Annotated in this window: 14 protein-coding genes; 3 read left to right on the forward strand and 11 right to left on the reverse strand. The window is 37.8% G+C overall.

Annotation, left to right across the window (positions count from 1 at the left end; translation table 11 throughout):
* Window positions 1–82 precede the first annotated feature (82 nt).
* Window positions 83–496, forward strand: coding sequence for a chorismate mutase (gene aroH / locus H6G18_RS18320; protein WP_190408533.1), 414 nt, complete (start codon window positions 83–85; stop codon window positions 494–496).
* 37 nt (window positions 497–533) lie between these two features.
* Here the strand turns inward: aroH and H6G18_RS18325 are convergent, their stop codons facing one another.
* The 3 genes from H6G18_RS18325 to crtR form a co-directional block, all read right to left on the reverse strand.
* Window positions 534–1,325, reverse strand: a complete 792-nt coding sequence (locus tag H6G18_RS18325; RefSeq protein WP_190408534.1) for an SDR family oxidoreductase — start codon at window positions 1,323–1,325, stop codon at window positions 534–536.
* Between the two features lie 76 nt (window positions 1,326–1,401).
* On the reverse strand, window positions 1,402–1,992 hold the full coding sequence (locus tag H6G18_RS18330) for a Crp/Fnr family transcriptional regulator (RefSeq protein WP_190408535.1): 591 nt from the start codon (window positions 1,990–1,992) through the stop codon (window positions 1,402–1,404).
* A gap of 15 nt (window positions 1,993–2,007) precedes the next feature.
* Window positions 2,008–2,928, reverse strand: a complete 921-nt coding sequence (gene crtR / locus H6G18_RS18335; RefSeq protein WP_190408536.1) for a beta-carotene hydroxylase — start codon at window positions 2,926–2,928, stop codon at window positions 2,008–2,010.
* A gap of 366 nt (window positions 2,929–3,294) precedes the next feature.
* Here crtR and pyk point away from each other — a divergent pair, with 366 nt between their 5' ends.
* A complete protein-coding gene (pyk, locus tag H6G18_RS18340; protein WP_190408537.1) occupies window positions 3,295–5,064 on the forward strand; it encodes a pyruvate kinase in 1,770 nt (589 codons plus the stop codon).
* A 217-nt stretch (window positions 5,065–5,281) separates the two neighbouring features.
* Here pyk and H6G18_RS18345 read toward each other — a convergent pair whose 3' ends face one another.
* From H6G18_RS18345 to rfbC, 5 genes are all read right to left on the reverse strand, one after another.
* Entirely contained in the window at window positions 5,282–6,349 is a 1,068-nt protein-coding gene (locus tag H6G18_RS18345; RefSeq protein WP_190408538.1) for a glycosyltransferase family 4 protein, read from the reverse strand.
* 348 nt (window positions 6,350–6,697) lie between these two features.
* Window positions 6,698–7,585 carry a glycosyltransferase family 2 protein gene (locus tag H6G18_RS18350; RefSeq protein WP_190408539.1) on the reverse strand — a complete coding sequence of 296 codons (888 nt, stop codon included), beginning with the start codon at window positions 7,583–7,585 and terminating at the stop codon, window positions 6,698–6,700.
* A 159-nt stretch (window positions 7,586–7,744) separates the two neighbouring features.
* Entirely contained in the window at window positions 7,745–8,821 is a 1,077-nt protein-coding gene (locus tag H6G18_RS18355; protein ID WP_190408540.1) for a glucose-1-phosphate thymidylyltransferase, read from the reverse strand.
* Window positions 8,818–9,711, reverse strand: coding sequence for a dTDP-4-dehydrorhamnose reductase (gene rfbD, locus H6G18_RS18360; protein WP_190408541.1), 894 nt, complete (start codon window positions 9,709–9,711; stop codon window positions 8,818–8,820). The genes H6G18_RS18355 and rfbD overlap by 4 nt, the downstream gene beginning before the upstream one ends.
* Entirely contained in the window at window positions 9,704–10,249 is a 546-nt protein-coding gene (gene rfbC / locus H6G18_RS18365) for a dTDP-4-dehydrorhamnose 3,5-epimerase (RefSeq protein ID WP_190408542.1), read from the reverse strand. The genes rfbD and rfbC overlap by 8 nt, the downstream gene beginning before the upstream one ends.
* 424 nt (window positions 10,250–10,673) lie before the next feature.
* On the opposite strand from rfbC, the gene H6G18_RS18370 reads away from it, so the two are divergent.
* Complete coding sequence (locus H6G18_RS18370; protein WP_190408543.1) at window positions 10,674–13,058, forward strand: hypothetical protein; 2,385 nt, start codon at window positions 10,674–10,676, stop codon at window positions 13,056–13,058.
* Between the two features lie 51 nt (window positions 13,059–13,109).
* Here H6G18_RS18370 and H6G18_RS18375 read toward each other — a convergent pair whose 3' ends face one another.
* From H6G18_RS18375 to H6G18_RS18385, 3 genes are read right to left on the reverse strand one after another with little or no spacing between them, the layout of a single operon-like run.
* Complete coding sequence (locus tag H6G18_RS18375) at window positions 13,110–18,299, reverse strand: glycosyltransferase (RefSeq protein ID WP_190408544.1); 5,190 nt, start codon at window positions 18,297–18,299, stop codon at window positions 13,110–13,112.
* A gap of 25 nt (window positions 18,300–18,324) precedes the next feature.
* A complete protein-coding gene (locus H6G18_RS18380) occupies window positions 18,325–19,530 on the reverse strand; it encodes an ABC transporter ATP-binding protein (protein ID WP_190408545.1) in 1,206 nt (401 codons plus the stop codon).
* Window positions 19,531–19,571: 41 nt separating this feature from the next.
* The gene (locus tag H6G18_RS18385; RefSeq protein ID WP_190408546.1) at window positions 19,572–20,417 is read right to left on the reverse strand and encodes an ABC transporter permease; all 846 of its coding nucleotides are present in this window, start codon (window positions 20,415–20,417) and stop codon (window positions 19,572–19,574) included.
* Between the last annotated feature and the right edge of the window lie 338 nt (window positions 20,418–20,755).

The raw sequence follows: 20,755 nt of genomic DNA on the forward strand, positions 1-20,755 counted from the left end.
GGTCAGTGGTAAAAGTAAGAAGTGACAACTGACAACTGACAACTGACAACTAACAACTGAACTAATTAAGGAGGACTTTGGCGTGGAGTGGCGATTGCGTGCAATTCGTGGAGCAACAACCGTTTCAGAAAATACCGTGGAAGCAATTCGAGAAGCGGTGAGTGAACTGCTAGACGAACTGGAAAGGCGAAATCAACTCCAGCCACAAGACATGATTAGTGTGACGTTTTCGGTGACGCGGGATTTAGATCGGATTTTTCCAGCAGCGATCGCCAGACCCCGACCGGGTTGGGATAATGTAGCTATGTTAGATGTGCAGCAAATGCACGTTGAAGGTAGTTTACAGCGCTGCATCCGCTTCTTAATTCACGCCTATTTACCTACCTCCGTTCCAGTTCATCACATTTATTTGCGCGAAGCTAAAAAATTACGTCCTGACTGGAGTTTTCCCCAGGCGCTACAAGCTTCACAGTCAGTAGTAGAGTCAAAATTTTAACTCGGTTATTGGAAAAACGGGCTGCTGCCTGATTTAGCTAAATTCCAGGTCGAAGAATTTTCTCAGCTATTTGGGGAAACCAGCGCTGGAGGAAAAACAGCAGTTTAGTTTTACCGATTCGCATTTCGTAGCGATGCCTGCGGCAGGCGTAGCCATCGCGTGTAAAATCATGCCAAAATTCATCCACTAGAGCTTTAGGTGATATTTTTCCCTTACCCCGACCTTGAGTCATGGGTGTATCAACTAAAGGCGCAATAATTTCAAACACTTTAATAGATGTAATTTCCAGTTGCCACCGCAAGGCTTTGGTAGCAATATGTAGACCAGCTTTACTGGCGCAGTAGACAGGCGCAGTTTCTTTAGGAACTAATCCCAAGCCGGAGGAAACATTGATAATAGCCGCAGCAGGCTTTTTCTGGAGATGGGGCAACATCAGTTTAATCAATTGCAATGGCGCAATCAAATTGGTATGTAATTCTGTCTCAATTAACTCTATTGCTATCTCTGGATTCACAAATTCATAGTTGTATTGAATGCCTGCATTGTTAATTAGAATATTCACATTTGGGTAACGATTGACTAGCTGTTGCAGAGCATTCAAATCTCTTAAATCAGCAACTTCAGTGATAATCTCAGGCCATAATCTCTTTACTTCAGCTAATTTATCTGCATTGCGTCCAGTAATAATTACTGTATTTTGCGCTTGCAGAAATTTTTGCGCCAGTGCCAAGCCGATTCCCGATGCACCTCCAGTAATTAAAACTGTGTTGCCCTTGGTTGAGATTGTGGATTTCTTTCTATTAGCCGGATGTAATGTTGTCTTCACCATTGCCAGTTCAGTACGCGCATTTCAGAACATCTTCTTTAGATGTAATCTGGAGCGCTGGTGAAGTCATTAACCTATGTTAATCAGGCTGAAAATTTTTCCGAATTCGGCTGAGAGACACAGGTGAAATCCCTAGATAAGAAGCAATGTGATATTGCTTTATTCTTTTATCTAAATTGGGATATTCCGCCAAAAACTTTTGATATCTGGTCGTGGCATCATCTATAAGTAACTCTGCCTCGCGTTTTTCTTTTTTGATAAACAATGCCTCAACAAATTTATGATTAATTGTCTGCCAGCATGGATGTTCTGCACATAATTGGGTGAACTGGCTATAGTCGGCGACTAATAATAATGAGTCTTCTAAAGCTTCAATAGAAAATTGGGCAGTACTTTTTAAAATCAAAGCACTGTAGGCAGCTACAAAATGGTTTTCTGGGCAAAATGATTTTGTTAAGTCTGTACCTGTTGGATTTACGTAGTAGAGACGTAAGAGACCAGAAACAACAAATCCAATTTGACAGGGAATATCACCCGCCTGAATGAAAAAGTTTCCAGCGATTAGTGTTAGTGGGTAAAAAGTCCGGGTTAACTTTTGAATTTCATCTGCTGGAATCTCAGCCAATGTTTGCAGAACGTGGCTGAGTTGGAGATAGGCAGAGGTGAGCATAAAATGTAGCGATCGCTATGCCTCTATATTTTTGCTGGGAACTTTTTCTTCTTCGTAGCGATGAAATCTAATCCCTAAGAAGATGTCATAAACAAACTCAAAAAAGTCTTTTTTCTGCAACAATCCTGAAGTTTGATAACAGCCTTTCTCATCTAACAGTGGCTTCATTACATAATATGCAGGCTGATAGTTATACCAGGGAATAGAAGGCCATAAATGATGAATTAGGTGGTAATTCTGCCCCATAATCAAGATGTTGAGCAATTTTCCTGGGTAGACGCGGGCATTTTTCCAGCGATCGCGTTCCGCAAAAGGACGATGAGGTAGATAATCAAAAAATAACCCTAAAGCTATACCCACAATAAACGCCGGGATGAACCAAAAATTGAGAATGTAACCCAAGAAATGGTACTGAACAGAAATATAAACAATTGTCACCACAATTAAGCGACTGATAAACCATTCCAGTAGTTCATTCTTCCGCCACAACTTACGTTGAAAGAAAAATACTTCGTGATACAAAAACCTTACCGCAATTAACCACAGTGGCCCGCCTGTAGAGACGTAATGATCTGGGTCATCTTTGGGGTGGTTTACATGGGCGTGGTGCTGCAAATGCACCCGCGTGAACACAGGAAAGGCAAAAGCCAATATCAAGGCGCTACCATGACCTAACATGGCATTAATTAGGCGATTGCGGTGGGCAGATTGATGACAAGCATCATGAATTACTGTCCCAGCACAATGCAAAGCCAAGGTGTTAATGGCAAAGCACAGCCAATGTGGCCATTGCCAAAGCCAGTAACCAAAGTTTGACAACACCAACATCGCCACAGATGAAAGGAATAACAGCATCGTGGGATTAAAATCACCAGGAGGCGCTAAAAATTCCTTTGGTGGGATTTTCAGTGTCTGCTGTGCCTCCAATGTGAGCATTACTATCTCCTTTTTGATCAAATCACTACGAATATACGACAAAGATTAGTGAATAATAAAGTTTTATAAGCTTTTGTATAGCAAGATTTATCTACTTCCTTACCGATTAGTAGATGAATAACGCTATGATTCCAGTCAGGACTCCAGTCTTTGCTGATTAGGGTGTGCTATCCGCATAATGAATAATCTTGATGTAAAAATCTCTGTTTGAGGGAGGATGGAACACAGATTGGTGTACGATATCTACTCTGTGCCACAGTTCTGCTACCTCTGGTGACGTTTGAGTCACTGATATAGCAGTGACTGCAAATCAAACGCCCCTCAACTTACTATGACTCACTAAATAGCTCCCTAGAATCAGCCCCTATGCAACTAAGAGATTCTGTACGCCGGACAAAAATTGTCGCCACAATTGGCCCCGCCACTAGCAGCCCAGAAATGCTAAAGGCAATTATTGAAGCGGGTGCAACAACGCTGCGGCTCAACTTCTCCCACGGCTCTCATGCCGACCATCAGCGTAGTATCCGCCTGATTCGGCAAACCGCTTTTGAACTAAATCAGCCAGTGGCAATTCTCCAAGACTTGCAAGGGCCAAAAATTCGCTTGGGAAAGTTTGAAAACGGGTCTATAGTTTTAGCTAAAGGCGATCGCTTCACCTTGACAAATCGCCCCGTTGTGGGTTGCCAAGAAATTAGCTGCGTTACCTACGATTATTTGGCAGATGAAGTCCCTGTTGGGGCAAAAATCCTCCTCGATGATGGCCGTGTAGAAATGGTGGTGGAGGATATCAACCGCGAGAAAGGTGACTTAAATTGTTGTGTCACCGTTGCAGGTAAGTTATCCAACAACAAAGGCGTAAACTTCCCTGGAGTTTACCTTTCAATTAAAGCCATGACCGACAAAGACCGCGAGGATCTAATGTTCGGTCTAGACCAGGGTGTAGACTGGGTAGCATTATCTTTTGTCCGTAACCCACAGGACATTATCGAAATCAAAGAGCTGATTTCCAGCACAGGTAAGCAAGTCCCAGTAGTTGCCAAGATTGAAAAGCATGAAGCGATTGAACAAATGGAAGCTGTTCTCGCCTTATGTGATGGTGTAATGGTTGCTAGAGGCGACTTAGGGGTAGAATTACCAGCCGAAGATGTTCCTGTACTGCAAAAACGGTTAATTGCTACAGCCAACCGCTTGGGAATTCCCATCATCACTGCTACCCAAATGTTAGACAGCATGGTGAGTAACCCCCGTCCCACTCGCGCGGAAGTGTCAGACGTAGCTAATGCGATTTTAGATGGTACAGATGCGGTGATGCTTTCCAATGAAACTGCTGTAGGTAGCTACCCAGTAGAAGCAGTGGCAACAATGGCACGCATTGCTGAACGCATTGAACAAGAAGAAGATAATAGTGCCAAATTACGGCAACTGCGAGATAATCGCCGTTCTATTCCCAACGCCATTAGCCAAGCTGTAGGTCAAATTGCTGAACAGTTAGGAGCAGCAGCAATTATGACCTTAACCCAAACAGGGGCGACAGCTCGCAACGTCTCTAAATTTCGTCCCCACACGCCAATTTTGGCAGTGACACCCCACGTTAATGTAGCGCGACAACTACAGATGGTTTGGGGAGTTAAGCCTTTACTAGTCCTAGAGTTACCTTCCGCCGGTCAAACTTTCCAAGCCGCCATTAATGTGGCTCAGGAACATAGTTTACTGTTTGAGGGTGATTTGGTGGTGATGACAGCTGGAACACTCCAAGGGGTTTCCGGTTCGACAGACTTAATTAAGGTTGAAGTGGTAACAGCTATACTCGGCCAAGGTATTGGACTGGGACAAGGTTCAATTAGTGGTCGTGCTAGGGTAGCTCATACAGGTATGGATACCAGTAATTTTAATCCCGGCGATATTTTGGTTGCTTCTCATACCGGCGCTGATTATGTAGATGCTATTCGCAAAGCCGGTGGGATTATTACTGAGGATGAAAGTCTTACTAGTCATGCAGCCGTCATTGGTTTACGCCTTGGTGTGCCGGTGATTGTGGGTGTAAAGAAAGCGACTCAAGTAATTCGTGATGGGGCAATTCTGACTATGGATTTGCAACGGGGTTTAATCTACTCTGGGGCAGTGGGAACACCTTAAGGGACTTCCAGATAAAAAAATATCCAAGTAGGTAGGGTGCGTCAGTGCGAGAAAACTTAGCTGTACTAAGAAATTATTCATACTGACGCACCCTACTAACCGTCAATTTGGAATAATTTATTTTTTGGTGTTCCCTAATAATTCGTAATTCGTAATTCGTAATTCATAATTATGAATTACGAATTGAATATTTTTCCAGATTTCTGTACGTTGACATTTATAGATAACGGGATAAGACTTGCACTGTGGCTTGTCCTGTTTTTTCCCAACTAAACTGATTTGCTCTAGCGATACCTTTGATGGAAAGTTGCGATCGCAATTCTACATCAGTAGCTACCATCTGCATGGCGTCGGTGATTTCTGCGGTGTTATAAGGATTGATGAGGATAGCTGCATCGCCAGCCACTTCAGGTAAGGATGATAGGTTAGAGCTGATTACAGGAGTACCGCAAGCCATTGCTTCTAAGACAGGAAGACCAAAACCCTCCCAGAGACTGGGGAAGACAAGAGCGATCGCTTGATTAATAATGATAGGTAATTCACTATAAGGAACATAGTCTAGGAACTTCACTCGATTACTTATCCCTAACTCCGCAATTTGTACTTGCAAACTTGGTGTATAACGTGCATCACTCGGCCCTGCTAACCATAGTTCATAATCCTGATTTGGTAACGCAGCAAAAGCTGTAATTAGTCGATTTAAATTTTTATAAAAATTATGCCGTCCATAATACAAGAAATAATTCTTTCTCGGCAAATCTAAAAAACGAAAATTTTTCTTGTCAATAGCTAAGGGAATTACAGTTATTTTATCTTTGGAAATCCCTAGAAAATTCCTAATATCATTAGCAGTACTTAACGAATCACAAATAATGTGTTCTGATTGCTTAATAACAGCAGGTATATAATGACGACAATATAAAATTTGTGCCGCAGAAAATTCTTGCGGAAATCTTAAAGGAATTAAATCATGGATAGTAAGAATACTACGACATTGAGAAAATAAAGGAATCTCAGGAATAGGGGAAAATAATAACTGTGATTTTAACTGTCGATATAAATTAGGTAATTTAAATTGAACCCACATCAATCTGTTAAAATGCCCTCTAATACCAAATTCTGTTGTAATATTACTTGGAGATTGATAAACTTTTATGTTGTTAATTTTATTTGGGCTAAGAACATTAACATCTAAAGATTGAATCTGTGGCAATAAATTCAAACTATAAGTCAACCAGCCTGTAGGCTTTGAAGGAGCAAAAGATAAGTTTACCAGTAAAGACATAGCTCAGTTATTTTTTATTTCCATAAAAATTACGATTAATTATTTCATGTATCGACAACTGTTGATACAAAGATAAGTAAATCGACAAGAATTAATCAAATTATAAGTAGAAAATCTTAATAAAATAAAAGTTCTTAGTAAGGGCTACCCTACGGGAACGCTATGCGAATAGCCCTTTAAAATCTAGTAAGAAAGCAATAAATTGCTCACTACAAACAAAACATTATTTTATATTTAATTGTGTCTACTCACTTATTACACAATATAAAATTAATTAACTTAGCTGGTAAAAAACATAGCACTATTTTCAAAAATAAACTCATGATTATAAAACTTGAATCTTTATGCCTATGTAATCAATAATTTCAAAATTTCTAGACTATAAGAATTTCTTGTTTTTGCAAATTCATATACAAACTTAATGAAAAGATAAAATTTTAAAACCAATCTTTCCCACAAAGGACGGTGTTTTTGATAAAAATAAAGTTGACTACGTCTATATTCCACAGCCATTGCATTAGTGTTTTTTTTCATAGAATGTCCTCTGATATGAATTAAAGATACATTGGGTGTATATAAGATTTTGTAGCCCTGATTCTGCACCCGTTGACATAAGTCTGAATCTTCAAAATACATAAAAAATTTTTCGTCGAAACCACCTAATGATTTAAATAAATCTGTGCGGATAAAAAAAGCTGCTCCCGTAACAAAATCGACTTCTTTATTTTCCTGAAAATTTGTTTCTAAGCGAATTAATTGAGATTTCTCTTGAATTGATTTATATAGTCTACTCGTCTTATACTCACCTTTAATGCCAACTTTGTATGCGAAAGAAATTTGAAAGCTTTTATCGGGAAAAAGCAATTTAGTTCCAATAATTCCTACATTTAAACTATTTTCTATTAAATCAATAATAGGTGGAAAAATATTACTTGTAAGTACTGTATCAGTATTTAATAAAAATAAAAACTTACCCCTAGCTACTTTTGCACCAGCATTATTTCCTGCTCCAAAACCACAGTTTTTTTGCAATTTGATGATTGTGATATCAGGAAAATTTTGGCTAACAAAATCAAGACTATTATCTTGAGAGTTATTATCTACTAAAATAACTTCACAATCATCTTTTGGAATAAATTTTTCTATTGAATATAAGCAATCTGGCAAAACATCAGCGCCATTGTAGTTAACTAAAATAATGGATACTAAAATAGTTGACTGATTATTTGTTATCATTAGTGGTAACTTTCGTTTTTTTTAAAATTGTCAACCTATTAAATATAAAAATATATTTTTTGTACATCAAAAACTATATCTTATGACTAATATTTCATTTTTTAATTAATCATAATTATCAAAGATAAGCCAAATTTTAAATATCAGTTTGATGGCAATTTATATCAGTTCAATTTGACAATCATCACCAATCAAAAAACGTAAAGCTTTTGGACGACGGGGGGCAATTGTCAATTGTGCGCGTTGCCCAATTACACTATCAATGATTCTTTGATCAATTCCGGCAATTTTAGCACCTTCTAAAATTACACTGTGTTCTAAATCAGTATCAATGAGGGTTGCATTATTAGCAATGCTACTATAAGGGCCAATGAAGCAATTTTCTAGATAACAATCGTTGCCAATAATCACTGGGCCACGAATCGTACAATTGATAATCTGAGAATTAGTACCAATTTGCACTCTTCCAATAATCTGACTCTTAGCATCAATTTCGCCTAAATTAGATGTTTTTAAATAGGTATCAAGAATTAGACGGTTAGCTTCTAGTAAATCATCTTTTTTCCCGGTGTCTAACCACCAACCATAGAGATTGCAGGCTAAAACTTGTTTTTGCTCATCAATTAAACATTGAATCGCATCGGTAATTTCTAACTCGCCTCGCTGTGATGGCTGGATACGAGAAATAGCATCATGGATAACAGGAGAAAAGAAATAAACACCCACCAAGGCTAGATTTGATGGTGGGACTTTGGGTTTTTCAATCAATTGTAATACCCGCCCCATATCATCTACTTTAGCCACACCAAAAGCGGTAGGATTTACAACTTCACGTAAGAGAATTAACGCATCTGGTTGTTGTTGAATAAATTTTTCTAAAAAGTTACTTAAGTCACCTTGTTGAATTAGGTTATCACCTAAATACATAACAAAAGGCGAATCTTGTAAAAAGGGACGGGCGACGGTGACGGCATGAGCCAATCCGGCTGGCTGGTCTTGTAAAATATAGGTGATGTTAGCACCAAAAAGTTTGCCATCTCCGGTTTTACTTTGTACTTCTGCCCCTGTTTCTGGGCTGATAATGATACCAATATCAGTCACGCCAGCCGCGACCATTTCTTCAATGCCATACCACAGAATAGGTTTATTTGCCACTGGTACAAGTTGTTTTGCACCTGTGTAGGTGAGTGGACGTAGACGTGTACCTTTACCACCGGAAAGAATCAATGCTTTCATTTTAGGGAAGAATTAGACAGCCAGTCTTTGAGCATTAGCCTCAGTCTTTGTCGCCAATGGGGGGGATAAGTTCCGAGAACTTGTGATATTTTCGCACAAGCAAGAACAGTATAAGCTGGGCGGGTGGCTAAGGTGAGATATTGTGTGGTGGTAATGGGGATAACGTGTTGAACTGTGAGGGGAAAGCCTAGCTGTTGGGACTCTTCAAAAATAGCAACAGCAAAGTCATACCAACTAGTAACACCACTGTTGGTGTAATGGTAAGTGCCAGCAATCTCTGGTCTTAACTGGGGTATCATCTGAGCTATTACGTCAGCAATGTCTTGCGCCCAAGTCGGAGTACCGATTTGGTCTGCGACTACACGCATTTCTAGGCGTTCTGCACCCAGTCGCAGCATGGTTTTGACAAAGTTATTTTTACCATAGGTTCCATAAACCCAAGCTGTGCGGAGGATGATGTGCTGAGAATGGATTTGCTGAATTGCTATTTCTCCCGCTAGTTTGGTTTTACCATAAATACTTAAGGGGTTAGTGGTATCACTTTCTTGGTATGGGTGACTTTGCTGACCGTCAAAAACGTAATCTGTGGAAATGTGAATTAAGAATGAGCCGAGTTTTTGGCTTTCTTCAGCAATAATTTGGGGTGCTGTAGCATTAACGATTGTGGCTAGTTCTGATTCGGTTTCGGCTTTGTCTACAGCAGTGTAAGCGGCGGCGTTAATGATTATCTGTGGTTGGATTTCTCTGATGATTTGACGCAGACTATCGGGTTGAGTCAAGTCTATTTCAGGGCGTGCAAGTGCAATGATTTTGTGCTTGGGCGCAAGGATTTGTTGGAGTTCTTGACCTACTTGACCATTGCTACCCAGCAGTAAGATTGATTCATTCATATATTTGTGCGCTTTTCAATGGCTGACCGTTAGTATCTTTAGCTGATAAAATTGGTGGCTCCTTTATCGGCCAATCTATAGCTAAATCTGGATCATTCCATAGAATAGTGCGATCGCCTCCAGGCGCATAGTAATCTGTAGTTTTGTAAATAACCTCGGCAACTTGGGAAATTACGAGAAAACCATGAGCAAAGCCTGCTGGTATCCACAATTGGCGTTTGTTCTCGGCACTAAGTTCGTAACCTATCCATTGTCCAAAGGTCGGGGAACTTTTTCTAATGTCTACAGCTACGTCAAAGATAGTACCGACGACAACGCGGACTAGTTTACCTTGGGGTTGAATGATTTGATAGTGCAGTCCACGTAGAACGTTTTTTTGGGACGCAGAATGGTTGTCTTGAACAAAGTCAGCAGTAATACCCAGTTCGTCTGTAAACTTTTGCTGATTGTACGATTCAAAGAAAAAGCCGCGTGAGTCAGTAAAGACTTGCGGTTCAATAAGATAAACATCAGAAATTTCAGTGGATATAAGTTTCACGAGTGTTGATTTTACTGATTGGTATTGGCAGAAAAAATTTCAGTATTCGGTATGTTTTTTCAAATACTAGCCTCAGCAAAGTATGTTTTCAAGATTTGCCACTAGCTACAAGTCATCATACCAATATCGAGGCTTTTGTCATCTCCTGAAAAAAATCCCTGAATATGAGCAAGTTTATAAAAAGTAGATATTAACCTGAATATTTCCCGACTTATCTTTAGCAAATGAATATTTTTCTGAAATCCGAATAATTTTTGAAATCTATTTATGGCAATCTTATGTAATTTTAAATCATGACGTTACTTTGTGTTTGCTTTATAAATACAATATTTATATAAAACCAGTATTCTTACTAAGAAAAAATACATCAAGCCAAAAGTAAACTGTCAATAGTCCGATTATTTTTTGAAAATTCAGGGTGATTATGGCAGTAAATTTCTTTGACGTAAACTTTTATCGCCAAGCTAATCCAGATTTGGCAAGTGTAGGTTTGACAACTGACAATCAACTTCTTTCCCATTTTCAAGCATCTGGTTTAAATGAAGGCAGAGCTTTTTCCGTCTTTGTAGATTTAAATTTCTATCGTGCAAGCAACATAGACCTAGAAACAGGAGGATTAACCAGAAATCAGCAATTACTTGAACACTTACAAAACTATGGAGTTGCTGAAGGACGCAAGTTTTCTCCTTTTGTGGATGTAGATTTTTACTTATCCATAAATCCTGATATCAACCAAGCTTATCGAGGTGATCGGGAACAAAGTTTACAACATCTTAGAAATCACGGAGTTTCTGAAGGTCGAAAATTTTCTCCTTTTGTCGATATCAACTATTACTTAGACAATAATACTGATATTAAGAATTTCTACGGTGGTAATAGAGTTTCATCATTGCAACACATGAGACTCTATGGCATCAATGAGGGTCGGAAATTTTCCCCCTTCGTTGATCTGAATTTGTATATAGGAATGAGTTCAAACATAACGGCTGTTTCTGAAACTAACAGAATCGGTGCGTTACAACATTTAGCAAGTTATGGTATTACTGATGGTACTAAATTTTCTATTGCTTATGATACTAATCATTACCGCAGTGCCAATTCTGATTTAATGGCTGCAAGGCTGAGTAATTTACAGCTATTTCAACATTTCCAAAGACATGGATTAAGCGAAGGAAGAACATCAGCACAAGTTTTCAGCGTTAAGTATTATTTGAATGCTAATACTGACCTAGTAAGGTTAGGATTTAATCATCTACAAGCATTCCAGCACTTCAATACTTACGGATATCGTGAAGGACGCATAGGTAATACTCCCATCACTTTAAATAGTGACCCTGGTAATACTCTTGCGAGTGCTTTCAATCTAAGTTTTCCTAGAAGTGTACACAGTAATGTCTATAGAAATTTTGTCGGCATTAATGATACTAATGACTTCTATCAATTTCAATTAGCTTACACAAGTACAGTAAATATTACTGTCAATGAAGTGACTCAGGGTATCTATGTATATCTATTTCAAGACACCAACAATAATGGTGTTTTTGATAACCCAGATATAGACTATTACAGTTCAGGCTTTAGTTATAGTGCTGCTACTCTCAACAAAACACTTGGCGCAGGTAGTTACTTCCTCTTAGTGAAACCTTATTATAACGATGGCAATACTAATTACACTCTGAGACTAACTACAACTCCCTCTACGGTAACCACACCAAGAGACCCTGGTAACACACTAGCCACTGCTTTGGGTATTAGCCCTGGTCAAAGCTTCACAGATTTTGTTGGCATTGCTGACTCCCAAGACTACTATCGTTTCACTCTTGGTAGTACTAATAATGTAAACGTCACAGTTAATGGGTTAAGTGAAGGTGTCTATGTCTATCTATTTCGAGACACGAACAATAATGGTGTTTTTGATAGCCCAGATATGGACTACTACAGTTCAGGCTTTAGTTATAGTGCGGCTACTCTCAACAAAACACTCGGCGCAGGTAGTTACTTCCTCTTAGTGAAACCTTACTATAGTGATGGCAATACCAATTACACTCTAAGATTGACAACGACTCCTAGCAGTGTGACAACACCAAGAGACCCTGGTAATACACTAGCCACTGCTCTTGGGATTAGTTCTGGTCAAAGCTTCACAGATTTTGTTGGCATTGCTGACTCCCAAGACTACTATCGTTTCACTCTTGGTAGTACCAATAATGTGAATGTCACAGTTAATGGGTTGAGTGAAGGTGTCTATGTCTATCTATTTCAAGACACAAACAATAATGGTGTTTTTGATAGCCCAGATATGGACTACTACAGTTCAGGCTTTAGTTATAGTGCTGCTACTCTCAACAAAACACTCGGCGCAGGTAGTTACTTACTCTTAGTGAAACCTTACTATAGTGATGGCAATACCAATTACACTCTAAGATTAACAACGACTCCTAGCAGTGTGACAACACCAAGAGACCCTGGTAATACACTAGCCACTGCTCTTGGGATTAGTTCTGGTCAAAGTTTCACAGATTTTGTTGGTATTGCTGACTCCCACGACTACTATCGCTTCACTTTGGGTAATACTAGCAATGTAAATGTCACAATTAATGGATTAACTGAGGGTGTTGATGTCTACCTGTTTCAAGACACAAATAATAATGGTGTTTTTGATAGCCCAGATATAGACTATTACAGTTCAGGCTTTAGTTATAGTGCTGCTACTATTAACAGAACACTGGGAGCAGGTACTTACTTTACTTTAGTGAAACCTTATTATGATGATGGAAATACCAACTACACTCTAAGGTTGACTTACTAATTGAGTTCAATCGCTTCCATTGTTCAAAGGTAGGATAATCTTTTCTAATTGTTACTTTGTATAAGGCTGACTCAAAATAACTTCTTTTGCTAGTAACCAATGCTGTTGTAAAAGATTTTTGTTATCAAACATTCGATGTAGTCTGGCGTAGCCATTTTTGGCCATACGCTCTGATACAGTTGGTTCAACTATAGATTGATAAATTGCCACAGCCAAGGCTTTGGGGTTTCCTGGTTGTACTAAATAACCTTGACCCCCATCCTCAATTATTTCTGGAATACCAAATACATCAGTACTGATAATTTTCAATTCAAATGCCATCGCTTCTAACAATACTCTGGGAAAAGATTCTTCAAAAGATGCACAGACAAAAATATCGCTCAAAGCGTAAAAATCATAAACATCTTGCGTTTCAAACTGAATAGTAATGTTTTTTAGCTCTAATGTTTGTATTTGACGATTTAATAAATCTAGATAGCTATCTTTTCTAGCACCAACAATGAGGCAAGATATATTAGCAAATTTGTCTCCACAAAGTTTTTCTAGTTCTTTAATAGCTTCGATAAAGATATGTTGACCTTTGCGTTGACAAGTAGTACCCACTATGGAAATTACCAGATGCTCTTGGTTTATGCCATATTTTTCTCGTAATTGATATTTGCTGTGAGTGTTGCGAAAATCTTTAATTTTTTCTAAATCAATTCCGCCTGAAATAGTCCGAAAATTGCCTTTAGTATCGAATTGATGAAAAATTCTCCGTGTAGCTTCAGCCTGAAAAACTACTCTAGTGGCATTCGTGAAGCAATCTGGCAATATTTTCTGAATAATTTCTTTAGATGCGTGACTAAAGAAACTATCAATGCTCATATCTATATTTTGACTTTCATGAATATGCCAGATAGTTGGGGATTTAAAAAATCTTGCCATTTCTATTCCCCAAAAGCTAAGTAAAGTATTACATACTACTAGATCATAAGATGCCAAATTGAGATTTTCCCCAAATTCTCGGAGACGTTGACGATATTTTTCTAAACTTTCGTTATGTAAAGGTAATGTTTCTTGAATAATTTTTACGGGAATATTTAATTCCTCATATTTTTGCCGCAGAATGCCATCTTTGGAAGATATCACGCATATCTCACAACTGCCTTGACTCGCAAAATAGCGAGCATAATTATAAACAATTAATGGCGCTCCTTCTAGATTTAGATTGTGAGTAATAAAGAGGATTTTGGCTGTTGATATTCTATCTAAATGACTATAACTATAAGGATTAATAGCCATGACCATAGAATTTATATCTAATTTTCTACTAAAGAATGGATCTACAAAATTTTGATACTTTTCAAGAAAATCAATATGTTCTTGAGGGTTATAACTTTTACCTCTAGATGCGCTAGTCTCGTGTATCAGGATAGATTGAGGTGAATAGACAACACGTTTTCCAGATTGCAACACTCGTAAGCAATAATCAACGTCGTTATACTCGACGGCAAAATTTTCTTCATCAAAGCCACCAAGTTCACGATATAAATTAGTTGAAGTTAACAGACAAGCGCCTGTGACGGCTGAAACGTTGCGTGCTGCATGAGGTAAACAGATATATCCGACTTCTTCCTTATGCAAATGGTGAAATAAATGATCAGCTAGTCCATTGTGTGGACCAACTACCACTCCAGCGTGTTGAATAGTTTGGTCAGGATATAAAAGTTTAGCTCCTACAACGCCTACGCCGTCTATGGACATCCAACCAACCATGTCTTCTAACCAACCAGGCTCTAACGCTTGTATATCGTTATTGAGGTGAAGTACATAAGGTGTATCGATATGTTCACAAGCCAAATTCATTAATCGGGCATAATTGAAGACATCTATTTTTCGTTCAGAGTTAATAACTCGACACTCTAGTATTCCATTTTGTTGTAATTTATCAAAGTATTTGTGAGTTGCTTGTTCTGTAGAGCCGTCGTCTATTATTAATAATTTGACAAAACGTTTGTTTACAGTTTTTTCTAGACTAGAAACGCATTTCTTTAATAGGTCTACTCTATCTTTTGTCGGGATAACAATTGTAACTGGATTTTCTGCTATTAGGGAATCATCCCATTTGAGTTGATGCAAACATAAGCCATATTGTTTTGCTATTGGGGGTAGAAATGTTGTGGCTTTTAAACCTCTGCGTTGAATTGCTGCTTCTATAGCATTGTAGGCGCTATCAAATACGTATTGCTTTTGAGTACCATGTGAGGCTGTACTGCCGGCATGGGTTCGCCAGTGATAACATACATGAGGGATGTGATGAATTTTATCTGGAGTTGTCTTTTCACTCACACGCAAAAATAAGTCTAAATCCTGCGCCCCTTGAAATCCTTTTCGCATTCCGCCTACTTGATCAATTAAAGTTTTGCGGATAACTGTGAGATGGTGGGTAAAGTTGTGAGTGATAGCCATTTCAGGACTCCACGCACCCTTCATTTGTGGGTCAAAATGGTATCCAGATTCGTTAATTTTATCTTCGTCTGTATAAATCCAGTCAACTTCAGGGTGCTGGTTTACGCATTCGGCGACGTGTAATAGTGCATCACAAGATAAAGTGTCATCATGATCCAACAATGCAATGAAATCACCTGTAGCTATTTCCAAAGCTGAATTAGTAGCTTCTACAATGTGTCCATTGTTGGGACGAAAAACTACTTTTATTCGTGAATCCTCTGCCATGATTTGCTGTAAAATCTCTCGGACATGAGCTTTGGTAGAGGCATCATCAGCTATACACAATTCCCAATTTGTGTATATTTGACTTCTTACCGAGTCAATCATTTCTGTGAGAAAATTCTCAGGAGTATTATAAACGGGTACAACAACGCTGATCTTTACTCCTTGTGGGGCTAATTTTTCTGCATCCTCTTTCATCCTGGTTAAAAGATTGGATGATAAAGCATTAGTTTGCAGCCATCTTTGATAAGGGTCTTGTATTTGCCAAGGGTGAATTATGCCTGAGTATTGTATACCTATATTCTGATAGTTTTGAAGATACTGACTCTGCCTATAATAACGCCGCAGATAATAAATCCATAAAGTTGGAGCCAAGGGTAATCTGCCTTGTTTGTAGGCAGTAATGGCCTTAGTTACTACACCACGCACAAATAAAAAGAGATTTACTTTATTTCTTTGTCTATCAAGTTTTCTTTCTCGACTTTCAGGTTTAAATTTAACACGTCTGGTGAAGCAACAGATTCTTTCTCCTGTTTCCAATATTGCCCAAATTTGAATATTGATATGGCGAGAATTTTGGTTATTTAAAATTAAATTATGTGTAAAACCCGATGAAACTGCGTTTTCTACATCTGGATATGCTAAAGATACATCTGAACGGGACAGTCCGTATTCAATTTGCTCTTCTGACGAGTTGTCTTTTAGCACAACCAGAGATTGAATTTTGGCTTCTGTGCTGAATAGCCAACCCGATATGAACAAAGTACCATTAATACTACTTTCTTGAGGGCTTGGTGCTTCTAAATAACCTTGCAGATATCCATTGGGAGATATTTCATTAAAGCTAGATAATTTAGCGATATTTTTTTCTAATAGATTTTTGAAAAATTTAATTCTAGAATTCATTTTGAGGTGTAAAAAATTAACTCGTCTAGCAAAACAGCAGATTCTTTCTCCTGTTTCCAATATTGCCCAAATTTGAATATCTGTATATAAGGAATATTGGTTATCTAAAATAAGAGTATGTGTAAAACCGGATGAACCTGCATTTTCTATGTCTGGATACGCTTGTGATACATCAGGACGAGAAAGTTCGTATTGAATTTCCTCTTCAGATAAGTCGTGTTTTACTAAAACTAGAGATTGGATTTTGACTCCTGTGCTAAATAGCCAACCTGAGACTAATAAAGTATTAACACTGCTTTCTTGCAGAATTGGGGCTTCTAAGTAACCTTGTAAATATCCAGTGGGAGAGATTTCGTGGAATTTAAATGGTTGTGTAATAATTTTTATGAACGGATTATTCCAAAACTGGATACGTAGGGCGATTTGGAGAAAATCTACTTCTTTTTGCAGATGTTGTAGTTGAGAGTGCGATCGCTCTAATTCTGTTTGTGTTTGCTGGAGTTGAGAGTGCGATCGCTCTAATTCTACTTGTGTTTGCTGGATTTGAGAATGCGATCGCTCTAATTCGTGCTGTAAATTTTCTCGTTCACCTAGTATATGTCGATAAACTTTTCCGACTTTTCCAATCACTGTTTCAGAATTAAAGGAAATATAGTCTTCTTCTCCCCTACCAGTTACATAAGTCAGAACAGTATCAATATTTTTTGTTAATGAATAATTATTGATTGCATAGCTCTGGAAAAAGCTTACATTTTTTTTACTTTCAACAAATTCATTAATTAATTTGTCCACTATTTGTTCGCTAGTCAACTTTTGGTAGCAACATCTACCGGAATAGTTAAACCACTCAGCTATTTGGAAGTTCTCCGGTGTTAACCAACCGGGACCACCAAAATGGTCATAACAGAATGCAGGTATTCCCAGGGCCATGCTGTGTTGCACTGTGCGCCCAATGGTTATAACTGCATCATATAAACTCAGTAAATCTATATTAACTAGTTTAGCATTCGCTGATATTCCTATTAAATCAACCTCTATTTCTCTAGATTTCAAAATATCTATTGTATCTAAAATTTCTTGTGGTGGATGATTAGAAATAATTGCTATTTTACTTAATCCCGTATTCTTTTTACTCAGATTGATATCAAACCAATTTGAAGGTACGGAATTTTTGAAAACAAATAGTTTAGATTTATCAAAATTAATATAACTTGTTTCTTTAATAATTTCTTTTTTCGTTTCTTCTGAATTACATAATATCAAGTCAGCCTGAGAGTGCAAAAAAGGAATAGCCTCTAAAGGTTCGTATGGTGACAAACTACTAATTATTAAAGATTTTGTTTTAATCCCATCTTCAACTAAGCACTTAATCAAAACTGGGTAATGATGACTCCAGACTAAATCAAATTCAGTTTGTGATAAAGACTGGTGTAAAACGTTAACAACTTCAATATCACGTTCTTTAAAATCTTCTTTGATCGCACCACCAAGTCTAAAAGTAGCAACAACTACATCCCATCCTTTTTGTTGGAACTCAGTCGCTAAATCGAGGGTTACAAGTTCTGAGCCTGCATAATTAATGAGGTGATGGTTTGTTAGTAAAATTTTAGGCATATTCATAAAATATATAATCTGCTTAATTTATTTAAAATATCCAATTATGATCTGCTCTAAAGTAACCTTCTGCTACGGGAATACCAATATTATTTTTCTTGACATCAACAAAAAAATTGGCTGAAAAATCTAGTTTGTCATAAGGATATAAAATATGGTCATCTACTATGGAAGCAAAAATAAAATATGTACCTCTCGTAAAATTATTGTTAGGAATACATAATTTGATGACTTCATGAGGTTTTTCAATTACTACATCATCTCTAACTGTATTGAAAAGCGTAACTAAATCTCCTGCTTCATTGCGAATCAGTATACCAACACCGTAATATTGAATTGGTTTAATAAAATCCAAATTTAAGGTGATTGTAATATCTTCACCGCTTAAATAAGTAGACTTATTAGTTGTAACTTCTCTTATAACTACTTCTTGCTCTTGGTTATCTATATTCTTGGTTATTTTGTTAGTTTCATTTTGTTTATTTATCGCATCATTTTGTGCTTGACGCTGTATAAAACTATCTTCATAAGCTTCACAAACAAATGAACATTCGCCATCTTTTTCAACTTCACCTTCCTTAATCCAAATCGCCCTATCACAAAAATTACGCACGCTGGTAATTGAATGACTAACGTACAAAATACTTGTTTGTTTTTTTAAAGATTTCATTTTTTCAATGCACTTTTTTTGAAAGTACATATCTCCTACACTTAGTGCTTCATCTATAATCAATATATCTGCATTTACTTGTGCGACTACAGAGAAAGCTAGTCTAACAAACATTCCGCTTGAATAGGTTTTAACAGGTTGTTCAATAAAATCACCAATTTCTGCGAATCCAGCAATGTCGTCAAAACGCTGTTCAATTTCTTGTTGACTTAAACCTAACAATCTACCGTAAAAAAATACATTTTGTCTTCCTGTAAACTCTGGGTTAAATCCACTACCTAATTCTAGTAACGCGCCTACTCTACCATTGACTTGAAGTTCTCCCAGTGTTGGAGTTAGTGTCCCAGCAATAATTTGGAGTAATGTACTTTTCCCGGAACCGTTTTGTCCCACAACTCCTACTGTTTGTCCCTTAGGAATTTCCAAGTTGATATTCTTAAGCGCCCAAAATGTATCTACTGTGCTTTTTCCAGGTAAAAAAGTTTCTTTCAAGCGATCTACCGGCCGAGGATATCGCTTAAAGCATTTCGATACATTTTTGAGAGAAATTGCCCAATCTTCTCCCATGTTTTTAATGTCACTCCCCAAAGCTTTTAAATAAACGTTACTTATAATACATCAGCAAAAGCTGGACGCAATCTTTTATAAACCAGAAATCCGAAACATAGTACGATCGCAGCGATCGCCGATGCTACGCCCCACTCTCCCCAATGCCTTACCTCCCCAACTAAAATCAGATCACGATAAACTTCCGCGATCGCCGTCATGGGATTTAACCAAAATACCCAATTTCGCCATTCTTCGGGAATAGCTGTCGCTGGATAAACAATTGGTGTTAAATATAACCAAAGGTTGAGAATAACTACTAAGCTTTGTGGTATATCGCGCAAAAATACGGTGAGTCCAGCAGTTAAATAACCCAATCCCGTCGTTAACATTAACTGTGTGATCCAGATTAAGGGTAATAGAGCTAACGTAGGATGTAAAGTATGAGAGGTAATTGCTACAAAAAAAATCAACGCCATTAAACCAAAGGAACTTTCAATGAGCGTTGATAAAATTGGTATTAATGGTAGTAAAGCCAGGGGGAAGACTACTTTCTTAACTAAATTCGGCTGATTTACTACTGAACTAGCAGATTGCATAAGTCCCCCAGAAAAAGCAATCCAAGGAAGCAAACCTGCAAATAGCCACAAACCAAAAACGAAATTATTTTCTGGCAAACCTGTAATATTTAGCTTTACCCTTAGCACAATCGAAAACACATAAGTGTAAATCAGTAACTGTGATAGCTGATTGAGCAAAGGCCACAAATTTCCTAGAATAGAACCTTTATATCTCGCCTCCAAGTCCCGGCGTACAAGAGTTCTTAATAAATCGAATTTTGCCCTCAACTGTTCATTTATTGGCAGTATATGCCACAGTTTACCTGCCTGAATTACAGTTCTCCGCATTATCCGCATCGATTTTTGCTTCCTCACTCACTATCCACATACCTAATTATCTTCAATGAAGCTGAATCTTGATGAAAATTTTTTTGGTATTACTACTTACTGATGTCAAGCATAAGTGGAAGAGTCTAATCTCATCCCCAATTAATTATTTGTGTAATCATACACTGAATTGATTTAATTTACGGTACCAGAATCTATTTTTACTATATATTTTCTTAACTTTGCTCTCATCCATCTAGACATCCACAAGGGTACTCCCGCCACACCTCCCCGGTTGGCGGTGAGGGGAATTGTGGGATGATTGGAGGGGGTCAACCCCCCTTCAATCATCAGGACTA

It is taken from the genome of Anabaena subtropica FACHB-260 (genome assembly GCF_014697105.1).
Classification (GTDB): Bacteria; Cyanobacteriota; Cyanobacteriia; order Cyanobacteriales; family Nostocaceae; genus Trichormus; species Trichormus subtropicus.